Origin of the sequence: Actinoalloteichus caeruleus (assembly GCF_049311605.1) — a bacterium.
In the GTDB taxonomy this organism is placed as follows: domain Bacteria; phylum Actinomycetota; class Actinomycetes; order Mycobacteriales; family Pseudonocardiaceae; genus Actinoalloteichus_B; species Actinoalloteichus_B caeruleus.
Genome location: NZ_CP186005.1, coordinates 1,812,478 through 1,826,480 on the forward strand (window position 1 = coordinate 1,812,478; position 14,003 = coordinate 1,826,480).

A 14,003-nucleotide genomic window follows, 5' to 3' on the forward strand; every position below is an offset into this window, starting at 1 on the left:
GTGTCGGTCCTGTCGGTCCGGCGAGCGGCCGGAGTGAGTGTGAGGAGCGGGTGTTGACTGAGGACCAGACCGGGCCGGAGGGCGGCGACGGGACGCTGGTGGTCCGTCCCTGGCGGGTGCGGCTGGTGGCCGTCGGCGCGGCAGTGTCCCTCGTCTCGGTGTTCACGGTGGTGGCCGTGCTGCTGAAGGAGACCCCCACCGGGGCGTTCTTCGGCACCTCGGACCAGGTGGCGATGGTGCTGTTGGGCTGTCTGCTCGCCGGGGCCGCCCTGCTGTTGGCGCGCCCCCGGTTGCGGGTCGGGCCCCAGGGTGTCGAGGTGCGGAACATCCTCGTCAGCCGGACGGTGGAGTGGCCGCTGGTGCGGGCCGTGACCTTCCCCGAGGGCGTGCCGTGGGCGCGGATCGAACTGCCGGACGACGAGTACATCGCCGTGATGGCGATCCAGGCCGCCGACCGGCACCGGGCGGTGCGGGCGATGCGCGAGGTCCGTCGTCTGCACCGGCGGCACACCGGCGTCGAGGTCGTGGAACCGGCGGTCGAGGGGGCGGAACCCTCGGCGCCCACCGCGAGGTGACCCAGCCGGTGCCCGGTGGCCCCGCCGAGGTGAGGTCGCCGGGTCCCGGCCCCCGCTGGCGGCGGGGGCCGGGGAGGGGCTGACGCCCGCGGCACCACTGGCGGGCGTCAGCGGCCGAGGAACTCCCGGACGGTGTCGGCGAAGCGCACGGGGTCGTCCTCGTACAGCCAGTGGCCGCAGCCGGGGAACTCCACCAGGGAGGTGGGCGCGGTCCTCCTGCGCACCATGTCCCGGGCGTGGTCGGCTGACAGCAGGTGGCTGTGCTCCCCCCGCAGCAGCAGCGCCGGGCACGACGATCCCAGCCAGTCCCGCCACCAGTCGCCCACCCCGGCCCGTTGCACGGCCATCATGTCGTCGAGGTCGAAGCAGTACCGCCAGCCGCCGCCCGGGGCGGGCTCCGCGCTGGCGAGGAAGTAGTCGGCCACCGGGATCCCCGCTTCGGCGAGGTGGTCGGTGAGGGCCTGCCTGCTGGGCGCGAGCCGGGGCCAGTCGCGGACGTCGAGGATCGGGGTGGGCACCTCGGGCGGGCCGGTGACGGCCCCGTTGTCGACGACGACCAGCGCGCGCACCAGGTCGGGGTGGTGGGCGGCCAGCTGGTAGGCGTTCAGCCCCCCGAGGGAGTGACCGAGGACGGCCACCGGGCCGGTGGCGAGCGAGGCGGCGAGGGCGGCGGCGTCGTCGACGAAGGCCCGCCGGGAGAAGTCCCCACCCCGGGGTGAGCGGCCGTGCCCGCGCTGGTCGGGGGCGATGACGCGCCAGTCGGGGGCGAGGTCGGCGGCCAGCCTGGCGAAGATGTCCGACCGGCCGAAGGTGCCGTGCAGGGCCAGCAGCGGCGGTCCGTCGCCGCCGGAGTCGAGGACGGAGTGGGCACGACCGTTCAGGGTGACGGAACGACGAGTGATCACCCTGGCGACGGTAGGGGGCGTGTCCACCGGATTCTTCCGCGCGCCCACTCCCGCCGGCCCGATCCGCCCCTCCCCTCCCCGGAGCGGCGGCGGCCGTCCCCGCCCAGGCCGGTCGGCTCACCGGTGCCGGCGCGCGCCCATCCTGCCCGCGGCCCACCCTGCCGCGAGGTCGCCTCCCGTGGAGTTCGTCCGCCCTGTCCCATCAGTCATGAATAAAATTCACCTCCCTGGTGCTCCTGGTGCCTTCCCCCGGCGATCTCGTCATCAGCGACGACCAGCCAGTCGCGTTACGGTCGATCGGAGGAAGGGAAGGGCGCGTCCGGCCGTGGCACCGACGAGTCGGGGTCGGGCCGCCTGGCGGACGAGCGTGAAGGATGTGGGATGCGCCCCGACGATGCCGAGCGGACCGACGACAGCCGTTATCCCCCCATCGCCGACCACGGCCTGATCGGGGACCTGCGCACCGCCGCCCTCGTGGGCACCGACGGCACCGTCTCCTGGTTCTGCTGCCCGCGCTTCGACTCCCCGAGCGTGTTCGGGAGCCTGCTGGACGCGGAGCGCGGCGGGTACTGGCGGATCAGCCCGGACTGCCGGGTCGCCGGCACCCAGCAGTTCTACTTCCCGGACACCAACGTCCTCATCACCCGCTTCCTCACCGAGGAGGGCATGGTCGAGGTCCACGACTTCATGCCGGTGCTGCGGGAACGGGACCCCGACCACCACCAGCGGCTGGTGCGGCGGGTGCTGGGGCTCCGGGGGTCCATGCGGATGCGGGTCACCCTCGCCCCCCGGCTCGACTACGGCCGTGACTCCCACGAGGTGCGCCGCGACCGCGACGGGTTGTGCTTCGTCGGCCGCGACACCGTGCTGGGCGTCGGGGCGACGGTCGATCTCGACGTGGACCGGAACGGCGACGCGCACGGCGAGTTCGTGGTCAGCGCGGGGGAGACCGAGCTCTTCGTGCTGGAGGCCCTGGAGAGCGGCCAGCGGGCCAACCACCACCACGCCGGGGACGCCGAGGAGCTGTTCCGGCGGACCGTCGACTTCTGGCGGGGCTGGTTGGCCAGGTCCACCTACCGCGGCCGCTGGCGGGAGAAGGTCCACCGGTCGGCCCTGACGCTCAAGCTCCTGACGCACGAGCCCAGCGGCGCCGTCATCGCGTCGCCGACGGCCAGCCTCCCCGAGGACCTGGGTGGTGAACGCAACTGGGACTACCGGTACGTGTGGATGCGGGACGCGGCCTTCTCGCTCTACGCCCTGCTCCGGCTCGGCTTCACCTCGGAGGCGGACGCCTTCATGGAGTGGCTGACGCGGCGGTTCCGCCGGCCCCGGGAGGGCCAGGCCGGTCCGCTGCGGGTGATGTACTCGATCGACGGGGACACCGAGCTCCCCGAGCGCACCCTGGACCACCTGGAGGGATACCGGGGGGCCCGGCCGGTGCGGATCGGCAACGACGCGTCCGACCAGCTCCAGCTCGACATCTACGGCGAGATCATCGACTCCGTCTACCTCTACAACAAGTACGGGACCGGCATCTCCTACGACAGCTGGCAGGACCTCATCGGCGTGCTGGACTGGCTGGGTGAGCACTGGGACCAGCCGGACGAGAGCATCTGGGAGGTGCGGTCTGGTCCGAGGGACCACACCTTCTCCCGGCTGATGACCTGGGTGGCGTTCGAGCGCATGATCCGGATGGCGCGGCAGCGCGGCCTCCCCGGGCCGTTGGACTCGTGGATGCGGACCCGCGACCGGGTGTACCGGCAGATCATGGAGCGGGGGTGGAGCGAACGCCGGCAGGCGTTCGTGCAGAACTACGACGACGACGTGCTCGACTCGTCGCTGCTGCTGATGCCGATGGTCAAGTTCTGCTCACCCACCGACCCGCGTTTCCTGTCCACCCTGGACGCCATCCGCGAGGACCTCGTCGTCGACAGCCTCGTCTTCCGCTACGACCCGGAACAGGCACCGGACGGCCTGTGGGGTTCGGAGGGGACGTTCTCCATCTGTTCGTTCTGGTATGTGGAGGCGCTGACCAGGGCGGGTCGGCTGTCGGAGGCGCGGGTCGCCCTGGAGAAGACGTTCACCTACGCCAACCACCTCGGTCTCTACGCCGAGCAGATCGGCCTCACCGGGGAGCAGCTCGGCAACTTCCCGCAGGCCTTCACCCACCTCGCGTTGATCAGCGCGGCGGTCAACCTCGACCGGGCGATGGGCTGAGCGAGCCGGGGCGGGCCGGGGTCCTCGGCCTGGCGGCTCACCGGTGACCGGGCAGCAGGTGGTTCGAGGTCGTGCGGCTCGGGTCGGCCGGCAGGATGCGGCGGATCGGGTAGGGCGTGGGGGTGCGCCGCCGCCACTCGCGGGGGTAGCCCAGGGAGACCTCCTCGAACCGGACTCCGTCGAAGTCGAAGGTCAGCGGGATGTGCAGGTGCCCGTACACCGCCACGGCCGCCCGGTAGCGCAGGTGCCAGTCGCCGGTGGCGGTGGTGCCGCACCACATCGCGAACCTCGGGTACCACAGCATGGTGGTGGGGCCGCGGTGCAGCGGCCAGTGCGACACGAGGATGGTGCGGCGGTCCGGGGCCACGGCGTCGAGCCGGCTCTCGGAGTAGCGGATGCGTTCCGCGCACCACGCCTGCCGGGTGGGGTGCGGGTCCGGGTGCAGCAGCATGTCGTCGGTGCCGACGACGCCGGTCTCGTGGGCGTCCCTCATGGCGGCCTCGAAGGAGAGCCCGGGCTCGCGGAAGCTGTAGTCGAAGAGGGTGAACAGCGGGGCGATGGTGAAGGTCTCGTCCTCGGTCTCCCAGTCTGGGAAGGGGTCCTCCGGGGTCAGGACGCCGAGTTCGCGGCAGACGTCGACCAGGATGCGGTAGCGCTCCTCGCCACGGGCCTTGACCGTGTCACGCGAGGTCGTCCACAGTTCGTGGTTGCCCGGCACCCAGATGACCTTGGCGAACCGCCGCGCCAGCAGGTCGAGCGTCCAGGTGATCTCGGTGACGGTGTCCCCGACGTCGCCGGCGACGATGAGCCAGTCCTCGGGCGTGTAGGGGCGGAGCCGCTCCACCACCTCGCTGTTGCCCTCGTGTGACACGTGCAGATCGCTGGTGGCGAGCAGGGACCGGGCCATCCCGGCAGGCTACCCGAGCGCGCCCGGTGGTCGGGTCCCCGTCGCGGTGGCCCGGGTCCTTCGAGGTGGGGGCGTGGCGGTGCGGGGCGCTGGTCCGAGGTGGACGCCCGAGGTGGGGCCGGGGCCGGTCAGTCGTCCCGCCGGTCCGGGGTCACCAGTGCCTCGTCCGCGCGGGCCAGGATGTCCTCGACGGTGGCGGCGGGCGTCTGGTCGGAGGTGTCCAACCAGAGCCCCTGGCGGGGGGTGTCCGCGCGGAGCAGGCCGTCGAGGGTGGCGACGTCCCAGGTCAGGTAGCCGTCCTTGGTGCGCTCGCGTTCGCGGTCGGCGATGGCCCGAGGGGTGGGGGCGAGGACGACGAGGCGCAGGGGTCGGGTGCGGAGCGTGGCCAGGAACCGGGTCAGGTCGGGTCCGATCAGGATGTCCTCGACGACGACGGTGAAGCCCTCCTCGGCGAGGAGGTCGGCGGTGTGCGCGGTCAGGCGGTGTCGGAGGCGCAGCTGTCGTCGGGCCTCCTGGGTGGGGTGGGGGGTCATGTCCTCGCGGCCGCCGCGCACCATGCGGAGGAAGGCGTCGCCGCCGACGTGGGCCGAGCGCGGGAGGCGGTCGGCGAGGGTCCGCGCGACGGTGGTCTTGCCGGCGGCCATCACTCCGGTGAGGACGAGCACGCCGGTGAGCGGGGGTGGGGTGTCGCTGGTGGAGGTGTTCGGGGGTTCGGTCACGGGCAGCAGCATCGCGCGGGGGTACCGGGGCGACAACGGGATTTCCGGTGGTGTGTCGGCGGGTGGGTGGTCCCGGTCCTGGGCGGCGAGGTTCCCGGGGTGGGGGTTCCGTCCGCCGTCCGCCGTCCGCCGTCCGCCAGCCAGCCGGGCGGTCTGGGGTGAGTGGTGTTCCGGTCCGGTGGGAATCCGCCGGACCGTTGGTTCCGGCTGATTGTTTCGAGGTGTCGGGAGTGGTCGTGGAAAGTTGACGGTGATTGCCTCGGAGCGTCTTTCCGAGGGCAATTCGCTCGCATTGCGTGGCGTGTGGCGCCCCGCTCGTGGTGCGCGCGAGAAGATGATCTTGATTTGAGCGAGCGCGTTAGTGCGCTGCGTGCACGCGGGACTCCGCAGCGTATCCCCCACATCGCGGTTATCGTTACTCCGATAGAAGGAAATTCACTGTCGACGGTCGACACCCTCCGAGGCTGGCCCTATTCGCCGTGGAGGGAAGAATGCGTGTGTGACCAGCGTGGATGCCGCATCCCGCGCTTGGCGGTCGCGGCGCGGCCGAGGTGGGACCCGCTCGTTCGGGGGATTGGGGAACCCGGAGTCGATTGCGGTTCCGTCGGTCATCCGTGTTAGAAATTCAGCCGGTGACTGACCGACCGTCGGTCACCGGGCATGGGGGTGTCCGCGCAATGCTGGGGGAGCATCCGGATCCCGTTCGCGAGTGTTCTCGTGAACGGGAACGGCTGAATCAGGTGAAGCGCGGACAGCACGACGGAGGAGACCACGTTGGTGGTACCGGCGCGGTTCGCCTCCATTCGGACAGCGTCCCATCGCGGGGGTTCCGTTTCACCGGAGGGGGGAACGGGGCGGAGGGAACGCGTCCTCGGGGGAGGAAGGTGCCTCGTGCGTGGACGGCGCCAGCCATGGGGGTGGCTGGCTGCGGCCTCGCACGGGGCACGGGCCCGGCCTCGGGTTGGGGGCCCGAGGCCATCCGCCCGGTCGGGGGTGCCGTGCGACCTCCTCATCGCGCGCGGCCCGCCGTCGGCCTCCCGTGGCAGTAGAGTCGGACGGGCCGTTCGGGAGGAGGCGCTGATGCCGTCGCAGGACCGCTGGGCCGAGGTCGACGACTACCTGACCGGGCTGCTGGTGCCCGAGGACCCGGTGCTCGACCACGTCCTGTCCGCCAGCGCCTCGGCCGGGCTCCCCCCGATCAACGTCGCCCCCAACCAGGGGAAGCTGCTCCACCTCCTCGCGGTGATCACCCGGGCCCACACGATCCTGGAGGTGGGAACGCTCGGCGGGTACAGCACCGTGTGGTTGGGTCGTGCCCTCCCCGAACACGGGCGGCTCGTCACCTTGGAGGGGGACCCGAGGCACGCCGAGGTCGCGCGGTCGAACCTGGAGGCGGCCGGGCTGCTCGGGAAGGTGGACATCCACATCGGCCCGGCCCAGCAGACGATGGCGCAGCTCGTCACGGCGGGGATGGGCCCGTTCGACCTGATCTTCCTCGACGCGGACAAGCAGGGGTACCCGGCCTACCTGGACTACTCGCTGAGCCTGTCCCGCCCGGGAACCGTGCTGATCGCCGACAACGTCGTGCGGGGCGGGCGGGTCGCGGACCCGGACAGCGGTGACGGGGCCGTGGAGGGCGTCCGGTCCTTCCTGGAGCTCGTGGCGGACGAGCCGCGCCTGTCGGCGACCGCCGTGCAGACCGTGGGCGCCAAGGGCTACGACGGTTTCGCGTTGGCCGTCGTCGGCTCCTAGCCGGCGGCACGGGGTCGTCAGCGCCCCGGCGGCGGGCTGGCCGCGCTGATGCCGGGTCAGCCGGGGTTCGTGCCGTACCGGGTGTCCTCCGAACCGTTGCGGTACCCGCCCCAGTCCACCCGGGTGCCGGCGGCGGCCCGGTGCACCGGCCCCGCGTAGGTGGTGAGGAATCCGCGGTCGTGCCGCCAGTGGGCGGGGGTCTCGGGCGACCGCTTCAGCCAGGCGTTCGTCAACAGCCGGTCGCCGGGGGTGTTCCCGATGGCCACGCGGTTGTTCCCGTTGCCCGCGTTGTAGGTGAGGAAGACGGTGGCCTCGACGAGGTCCAGGGAGTTCACCACCGAGTACCCGGAGCCGCGCTGCCCGCCGTAGGAGGCGGCCGCCGCGGTGCCGGGCGCGACCACGGAGGCGACGAGCATGAGGAACAGCGCGGCCAGTGCGGTGCGGCTCCGACGTGCGGGCGTCCTCATTCGCGGCTCCTCGGCTGGCGGTGCGCACGCGCCGCCGAGGCCAGGACGCGGTCGACGTCCCTCCCCGGCCGACCGACCGGAACCGGCACCGTCGCCGCGCCCTACCGCCCTTCGGCGTGAACGCCACCCGACCCCGGTGGGGTGCTCCACGCGGAGGCGTCCCCGGTGGGCCCGGAGCGCCGCCGGCGAGCGGCGGCGAGGGCCGACGTCGCCGACGCGGGAGCCCCGAGTTGTGGCAGGCTCTGCCGCGGAAGGCCCTGAACCGCCGACGAAGGCGAGGTCGACACCGTGGCACGTCCCCCGATGCCGGATCCGCTGGCGCTACTGGACATCGACTCGTTGCTGACCGAGGAGGAACGGGAGATCCAACGTGGTCTCGCCGACTTCCTCGACGCGCGGGCGCGGCCCGGCGTCGCCGACCGCTTCGAGCGAGGGGTGTTCGACCGCGACCTCGCGCGGGAGCTGGGCGCGTTCGGGGTGCTGGGCATGCACCTGACGGGGTACGGCTGCGCCGGGCTCGGCCCCGTCGCCTACGGGTTGGCGTGCCTGGAGCTGGAGTCGGTGGACAGCGGCCTGCGGAGCTTCGTGTCGGTGCAGGGGTCGCTGTCGATGTTCTCGATCTGGCGGTACGGGTCGGAGGAGCAGAAGCGGGAGTGGCTGCCCCGGCTGGCGGCGGGGGAGGCTGTCGGCTGTTTCGCGCTGACCGAACCCGACGCGGGCAGCGACCCGGCCGCGATGCGGACGCGCGCGGTGCGTGACGGCTCCGACTGGGTGCTCACCGGCACGAAGACGTGGATCACCAACGGCGGGATCGCCGACGTCGCCACGGTGTGGGCCCGCACCGAGGATGGGGTGCGCGGCTTCCTCGTGCCCACCACGGCCAGGGGCTTCCGTGCCGTGGACGTCCCCGCGAAGTTGTCGTTGCGGGCCTCGGTCACCTCCGAACTGGTCCTGGAGGACGTCCGCCTCCCGGACACGGCCCGGCTCCCCCACGCCGAGGGTCTCGGCGCTCCCCTGTCCTGCCTGAACGAGGCCCGGTTCGGCATCGTCTTCGGGGCGGTGGGCGCGGCGCGGGACTGCCTGCGCACGACCCTGGACTACGCGTCGACGCGGGAGCAGTTCGGACGGCCGATCGCCGGTTTCCAGCTGACGCAGGCCAAGTTGGCGGACATGGCGGTCAGCCTCGGCGGGTGCGCGCTGCTCGCCGTCCACCTGGGACGGTTGAAGGAACGGGACCGGCTGCGGCCGGAGCAGGTGAGCGCGGGCAAGCTCAACAACGTGCGCGAGGCGATCGGCATCGCCCGGGAGTGCCGCACGGTACTGGGCGCGAACGGGGTGACCCTGGACTACTCGCCGCTGCGGCACGCCAACAACCTGGAGTCGGTGCTCACCTACGAGGGCACGGCCGAGGTGCACACCCTCACCATCGGCCGTGCGTTGACGGGCATCGCCGCGTTCCGGTGAGGAGCGCGCGCCGTCACGGCGTGTTGTGGGTGTTCTCCGGGTTGCCCTGGCCGGGGGGTGGTTCGTCCCCGCCGGGCGGGTTGCCGGTGTCGGGCGGGTCGGCGGGCTCGGTGTCGTCGTCGTCCGGTGGGTCGACGGGGTCATCGTCGGTCACCTCGGGGGCCGAGGGCTGGTCGATGGTGTCGCTGCCCTGGTCGGGTGCCGGCTGGTAGTCGTTGGCGGGTGGTGGGGCGGGTTGCTGCCACCCGGGGTCGGCCCCTTCGTCGACCGGTCCCTGTTCCTCGGTGGTCGGGATCTCGGAGGGTGTGGTGGGGGCGGGTGTCGTGGTGGTGGTGTCGGTGTCGGGGGCCACGGACGGGGTCTCGTTGTCGTCCCCCAGGGACAGCGCGGTGACGATGACGACGATGACCACCACGACGGCGGCCGCGCCGGCGCCGGCCAGCACCGCAGGGCGCCGCCACCACTCCTCCTCGGCGGGGGCGGGCTCGGCTTGACGTGCCGGGGCGGCGGCGGCCGTGGGCCGGTTGACCCGGGTGGGGTTCCCGGGTGCCTTGGCGGCCGGCACGGTCTTGGCGGGCACCGTCTCGGCGCTCGGTCCGCCGCCGACCGCGGTCATCGGGCCGGTCATCGGGCCCGTCATGGGGCCGGTCATCGGGCCGGTGTCGGCCAGGCCGCGGGTGGGGGGCGCGGGCATGGCGCGGGTCGCGGTCGGCTCCGCCGGGGTGCTGGGGGTCAGGCCGGGGACGGCCAGGACGGTCGGCGGGAGCGGGGAGCCCTCGGCGACGGCCTGCAGCGCCTCCCGGACCTCGGCCATCGTCGGCCGGTCCTGTGGCTCGGCCCGCAGCATGTGCACCAGGACGGGCGCGAGGGGCCCGGACTGCTGCGGGGGGTTGATGCGGCCCTTGGCGACGGTCTGGAGGAGGGCGAGGCTGTTGCCCTCGGTGCCGAAGGGCGGGTCGCCCTCCACGGAGGCGTAGAGGGTCGCACCCAGGGAGAACACGTCGGAGGCGGAGACCGAGTCGTTGCCCCGGGCGATCTCCGGGGCGAGGTAGGCGGGGGTGCCGGCGAACATGCCCGTCTTGGTGACCGTGACGTCGCCGGTCGCCCGGGAGATCCCGAAGTCGGTGATCTTGACGACCTCGTCCTCCCCGAGCAGGACGTTGGCCGGTTTGACGTCGCGGTGGACGATGCCGGCCGCGTGCGCGACGCTGAGCGCCGTGGCGATCTGCGCTCCGATCGCCGCCGCCCGTTCGGGGGTGAGCGTGCCCTCCTCGGCCAGCACGGTGGCCAGGCTCCGCGAGGGCAGGTACTCCATGATCAGGCAGGGCTGGCCCTCGTGCTCGGTCACGTCGTACACGCCGATGGCGTTCGCGTGCTGCAGCCGTGCCGCGATCCGGCCCTCGCGCAGCGCGCGTTGCCGGGCCTCCTCGGCCTCCTCCGGAGTCAGTCCGGGCTGCTGGAGCAGCTGTTTGACGGCGACGGTGCGGTTCAACCGCTCATCATGGGCTCGCCAGACAATGCCCATGGCTCCGCTGCCGATCCGCTCATCCAGCCGGTAGCGGTCGGCGACCCTCCGTTGCTCCTGGCTCACCCGAGTCTCCCCGTCGGTTCCACCGCGACAGGTTAGAGGGCCGGCGCGAAGCCCGAACAGCCAACCCGCGTACCGGGCCCGGGGAGGCCGTCCGGATCGGGTGGGAGGGCGCGGCGTCCAGCGGGGACACCCGGGGTGGCTGGTCGGCGTCGTTGCGTGTCCGCGACCTCACCGGTGGTGTCCGCCCGCCGGCCTGGGCCGGGAGACGGCGGTGGGCGGCCGGCGGGGGCGCCTCCCGGCCGGTGCGAGCCGTCGCCGTCCTCGGGCCGCGACGATGCCCCCGGCCGGTGTTCGGCCAGGGGCATCGGGGAGCGCGGTCACCGGTCGGCGTGGCGGACCTCGCCGGGGTGGGTCGGCGCGCTGGGCCGCTGCGGCGGGATCAGAGGTTGCCGTATCCGGCGCCCCCGCCGACCAGCGACGGGATGTTCTGCGGGTTGTCGACGGTGTAGGAGTAGGGCGGGTCGTCGACGCTGCCCGCCGTCGCGATCTCACCCGAGTTGTCGAGGACGTTGTTCCTGGCGACGATGCGGCCGTCGCTGGAGCTGCCGTAGCCGACCTCGGTGGGGGTGTCGACGTCCTCGAAGTAGTTGCCCTCGACGATGACGCCCGCGTTCATCGTGGAGGCGACCCCGTACTCCTTGTTGGCCCGGTAGTAGTTGTTGAACACGTGGACCTGGTCACCGAACCGCACACGCGGGTGCCGGGTGTCGCTGCCGTCGAAGTAGTTGTGGTGGTAGGTGACGCGCAGGTGCCCGATGTCGGCGGTGTGGTTGTCGGAGTGGCCCAGGATCATGCTCTTGTCGTGCTCGTAGACCCGGTTCCACGAGACGGTGATGAAGTCGGACTCACGCTTGATGTCGACGGCGCCGTCGTTGGCGTTGGTGAAGCTGTTGTGGTCGACCCAGACGTGGTGGGTGCCCTCCTCCATGTCGATCGAGTCGTCGTTGGCGTCGGAGAAGTGCAGGTTGCGGATGATGATGTTGCTCACCGAGCGCAGCTTGAGCCCGCCGCCGGTGATGTGGCCGTTGGTGCCGACGCCGATGATCGTCTTGTCCGAGCTGACCCGTTCCATCCCGGACAGCTGGATCGTGCCGTCGACCTCGATGACCAGCGGTTCGTCCCGCGAGATGTAGTCGAGGAACTGGTCGGCGTTGGAGGCGGTCACCGTGTCGCCGCCGGCCCCGCCGGTGGTGCCGTTCTGGCCGTTCTCGTCAACGCTGGCCCAGCCGATCGGCCGGTCGTCCTGGTACGGCGCTGACCAGGGCTCGGAGGGTTCGGCGGCCGCCAGCACCGAGCCGCCCAGGACCGAGCCCACGGCGAGCGCGGACAGCGCGCCGGCGGCGACGAGCCGGCGTCCGACGAGTCGTTTCCTCATGTCAGCCTCTCTCTTCTTCCGTTGTCGGAGTGAGGGCGCGGCGACCGGTGGAGGGGGTGGAATTCGGCTCGCGGCAGGGTGCGCGCGGACCGGTTCTTTCCGTTCCGCTGGGTTTCCCGTCCGGCGTGTCCGCCGCTCGGGACCTAGGGGGTTGCGCGACCTGGACTCCGTTGTCCTCAAGGTCTCTACCAGGGGGAAAGCGTTTCCCTGTGGGATGGAGGCTACGACTCGTGTTTCCACCCTGTCAACACTCTGTTGGCAAATGATTAACCACCTCGGTGCCCTTGTCCGACATTCGGTCGACGGTACGTTCGATACCTGTCGACCGTTTTCCCTCCGCCGATTCCGCCGGGTGGATCCGTCAGCTGCGAACGCGGTGGTAGCAATGGCTGCGCCATTCGGAACACACGTGGAATGGCGTCGCACGTCATCGGTCGCGGCCGCCGGCGCCCCGCCCGGTGACGACCCATCGACGGCCCCCGCGTGGAGGAGGAACCGGTGTGGCGATCGCGGGAGGATCGGCGGTATCCCGCAGGTCGTGCCCGGCGGGGTCACGTCGGGTAGCTGCGGTCCTCCCCACTGCTGTCCGCGATGGGGAGGACGCTGGACGGATGTGGGCCGATGCGGGCCCAGTCGCCGTGTTTGAAACTGACCCGACCCGCGTAGCTGATGCCCAGCTCGACCTCGGGCTCCCAGGACCAGAACCGCACCCGCGCCCACGCCGGGACACGTCGGCGGCGGCGTTTCATCGTGGTCGGTGGCGGCAGGAACTCCCCCAGCCGCCACCGGCGGGCCAGGTCCCGCATCTCCGTGATCGTGGCCGTGGTGAGCTCGTCGAACTCGGCGCAGTGCCGCACCACCGCCCCGCACAGCACGAGGCGACGGTGGTCGAAGGTCCCCACCAGGTAACGAAGGCCCGGTCCGACAGGAGGCCCGTGGCCGGTATCGAGGTCGACGTGACCGTAGAGGCGGCCCACGACCGGGGTGCGCACCGCGCATCGGGTGAGCCAGGCTCCGGTGATGTCGTCCCCGTCGCGCACCCCGGCACTGCCCGCCCCGGTCGTTGCCTCGGCGGGCGAGGTCGGTTCCTCAGCGAGGGGTGTCCGCGCCGGGTAGGGCCCAGCCGGTGGGGCGGCCCCCGCCAACGACAGAGCGGCGTGACCGGTGGGTTCTGGTGTCTGGTTCACGGTGGTCACGTCCCGCTCAGCACGGGGTCGGGCAGCAACTGGGACGCCAGGAGGAACCCCTTACCGGCCTGGACCTCGGCGGTGTGCCGACACCGCAGCGGCCCCCGTGCCAGCTCGGGAACACCGGTGGGACCAGGACTGGGGTCACGGGGCAGCAGGTAGTACAGGCGGCCGGCCGTGCTGACCTCCGAACGCATCGCGGCGGTGCCCAGGGCGGCCAGGACGACCTGGCCCCGGAACGCCCAGGCCCGCAGGGCCTGGGGGTAGCGGGGGAACGGGCCGAGGTAGGAGCGGGCGTTGATCGGCTCCAGACAGCGGTTGATGACATAGTACACGGAGTGCTTCCTGTCCGCAGGAGAAGGAGAAGGAGAAGGAGAAGGAGAAGGAAAAGGAAAAGGAATTGGGGGAGGGTGGTTACCGCAGGCGCAGTGCGCCGGGTGGTCGCCACCGGCGTCCTGTCAGCAGGCGCGGCGCACCTGGGGCGTGCGGTGGGGGAAGGTCCTTCAGTTCAGCGGCGACCACGCCAACCGATCCACAGCGCTGCCAGACCAGGCCGTCGCCGTCGCGGACCCGGACGGCCTCGACCTCCCCGTAGCCCCGGATCACGCACCAGTCCACAAACGGCCCGCCAGACCAGGCGAACCAGCCGACCAGCGTCCCGGTGCCCCGGGTCAACGAGGTCCACTGCCAGCCTCGGCGGGTCAACGCGTAGATCCCGGCCAGTTCCGGCACCGCCTGTAGCGCGGTCCGGGTCGCGGTGTCGGTCATGGTCGTCCTTCGGCAGGTAGGGGCGGACCCGCTGCGACCGCACCACCAGCGGCGACACCGTCTCGGTGTCCTCGGG

General features: G+C 72.1%; 13 protein-coding genes. 4 read left to right on the forward strand and 9 right to left on the reverse strand.

From position 1 onward, the window contains the following. The first annotated feature begins 53 nt into the window (after window positions 1-53). The gene (locus ACOJVX_RS08155) at window positions 54-575 is read left to right on the forward strand and encodes a PH domain-containing protein (protein ID WP_211237529.1); all 522 of its coding nucleotides are present in this window, start codon (window positions 54-56) and stop codon (window positions 573-575) included. A gap of 107 nt (window positions 576-682) precedes the next feature. On the opposite strand, the gene ACOJVX_RS08160 is transcribed toward ACOJVX_RS08155, so the two are convergent. Further along, complete coding sequence (locus ACOJVX_RS08160; RefSeq protein ID WP_030106677.1) at window positions 683-1,480, reverse strand: alpha/beta fold hydrolase; 798 nt, start codon at window positions 1,478-1,480, stop codon at window positions 683-685. A 381-nt stretch (window positions 1,481-1,861) separates the two neighbouring features. Here ACOJVX_RS08160 and ACOJVX_RS08165 point away from each other — a divergent pair, with 381 nt between their 5' ends. Continuing rightward, complete coding sequence (locus tag ACOJVX_RS08165; RefSeq protein ID WP_030106676.1) at window positions 1,862-3,697, forward strand: glycoside hydrolase family 15 protein; 1,836 nt, start codon at window positions 1,862-1,864, stop codon at window positions 3,695-3,697. A 37-nt stretch (window positions 3,698-3,734) separates the two neighbouring features. Here ACOJVX_RS08165 and ACOJVX_RS08170 read toward each other — a convergent pair whose 3' ends face one another. Both ACOJVX_RS08170 and ACOJVX_RS08175 read right to left on the reverse strand, forming a co-directional pair. Next, entirely contained in the window at window positions 3,735-4,604 is an 870-nt protein-coding gene (locus ACOJVX_RS08170; protein ID WP_016701587.1) for a metallophosphoesterase family protein, read from the reverse strand. A 128-nt stretch (window positions 4,605-4,732) separates the two neighbouring features. Next, the gene (locus ACOJVX_RS08175) at window positions 4,733-5,335 is read right to left on the reverse strand and encodes an AAA family ATPase (protein ID WP_016701586.1); all 603 of its coding nucleotides are present in this window, start codon (window positions 5,333-5,335) and stop codon (window positions 4,733-4,735) included. A 1,068-nt stretch (window positions 5,336-6,403) separates the two neighbouring features. Here ACOJVX_RS08175 and ACOJVX_RS08180 point away from each other — a divergent pair. After that, the gene (locus ACOJVX_RS08180; protein ID WP_422647381.1) at window positions 6,404-7,075 is read left to right on the forward strand and encodes an O-methyltransferase; all 672 of its coding nucleotides are present in this window, start codon (window positions 6,404-6,406) and stop codon (window positions 7,073-7,075) included. 56 nt (window positions 7,076-7,131) lie between these two features. Here ACOJVX_RS08180 and ACOJVX_RS08185 read toward each other — a convergent pair whose 3' ends face one another. Then, window positions 7,132-7,542 (reverse strand): spore-associated protein A, encoded by a 411-nt coding sequence (locus ACOJVX_RS08185; RefSeq protein WP_418152607.1) that lies wholly within the window; start codon window positions 7,540-7,542, stop codon window positions 7,132-7,134. Between the two features lie 303 nt (window positions 7,543-7,845). Between ACOJVX_RS08185 and ACOJVX_RS08190 the strand changes: the two genes are divergently transcribed. Then, window positions 7,846-9,006, forward strand: coding sequence for an acyl-CoA dehydrogenase family protein (locus tag ACOJVX_RS08190; RefSeq protein ID WP_026418847.1), 1,161 nt, complete (start codon window positions 7,846-7,848; stop codon window positions 9,004-9,006). A gap of 13 nt (window positions 9,007-9,019) precedes the next feature. Here the strand turns inward: ACOJVX_RS08190 and ACOJVX_RS08195 are convergent, their stop codons facing one another. The 5 genes from ACOJVX_RS08195 to ACOJVX_RS08215 all read right to left on the reverse strand — a co-directional run bounded on the left by ACOJVX_RS08195 (window position 9,020) and on the right by ACOJVX_RS08215 (window position 13,927). Beyond that, complete coding sequence (locus ACOJVX_RS08195; RefSeq protein ID WP_051313959.1) at window positions 9,020-10,597, reverse strand: serine/threonine-protein kinase; 1,578 nt, start codon at window positions 10,595-10,597, stop codon at window positions 9,020-9,022. Between the two features lie 379 nt (window positions 10,598-10,976). Beyond that, on the reverse strand, window positions 10,977-11,972 hold the full coding sequence (locus ACOJVX_RS08200; protein WP_026418846.1) for a pectate lyase family protein: 996 nt from the start codon (window positions 11,970-11,972) through the stop codon (window positions 10,977-10,979). A 551-nt stretch (window positions 11,973-12,523) separates the two neighbouring features. Continuing rightward, window positions 12,524-13,159 (reverse strand): hypothetical protein, encoded by a 636-nt coding sequence (locus ACOJVX_RS08205; RefSeq protein ID WP_248783725.1) that lies wholly within the window; start codon window positions 13,157-13,159, stop codon window positions 12,524-12,526. 5 nt (window positions 13,160-13,164) lie between these two features. Continuing rightward, window positions 13,165-13,494 carry a hypothetical protein gene (locus ACOJVX_RS08210; RefSeq protein ID WP_418152613.1) on the reverse strand — a complete coding sequence of 110 codons (330 nt, stop codon included), beginning with the start codon at window positions 13,492-13,494 and terminating at the stop codon, window positions 13,165-13,167. A 79-nt stretch (window positions 13,495-13,573) separates the two neighbouring features. Next, window positions 13,574-13,927, reverse strand: coding sequence for a hypothetical protein (locus ACOJVX_RS08215; protein WP_418152615.1), 354 nt, complete (start codon window positions 13,925-13,927; stop codon window positions 13,574-13,576). Window positions 13,928-14,003: the final 76 nt, after the last annotated feature.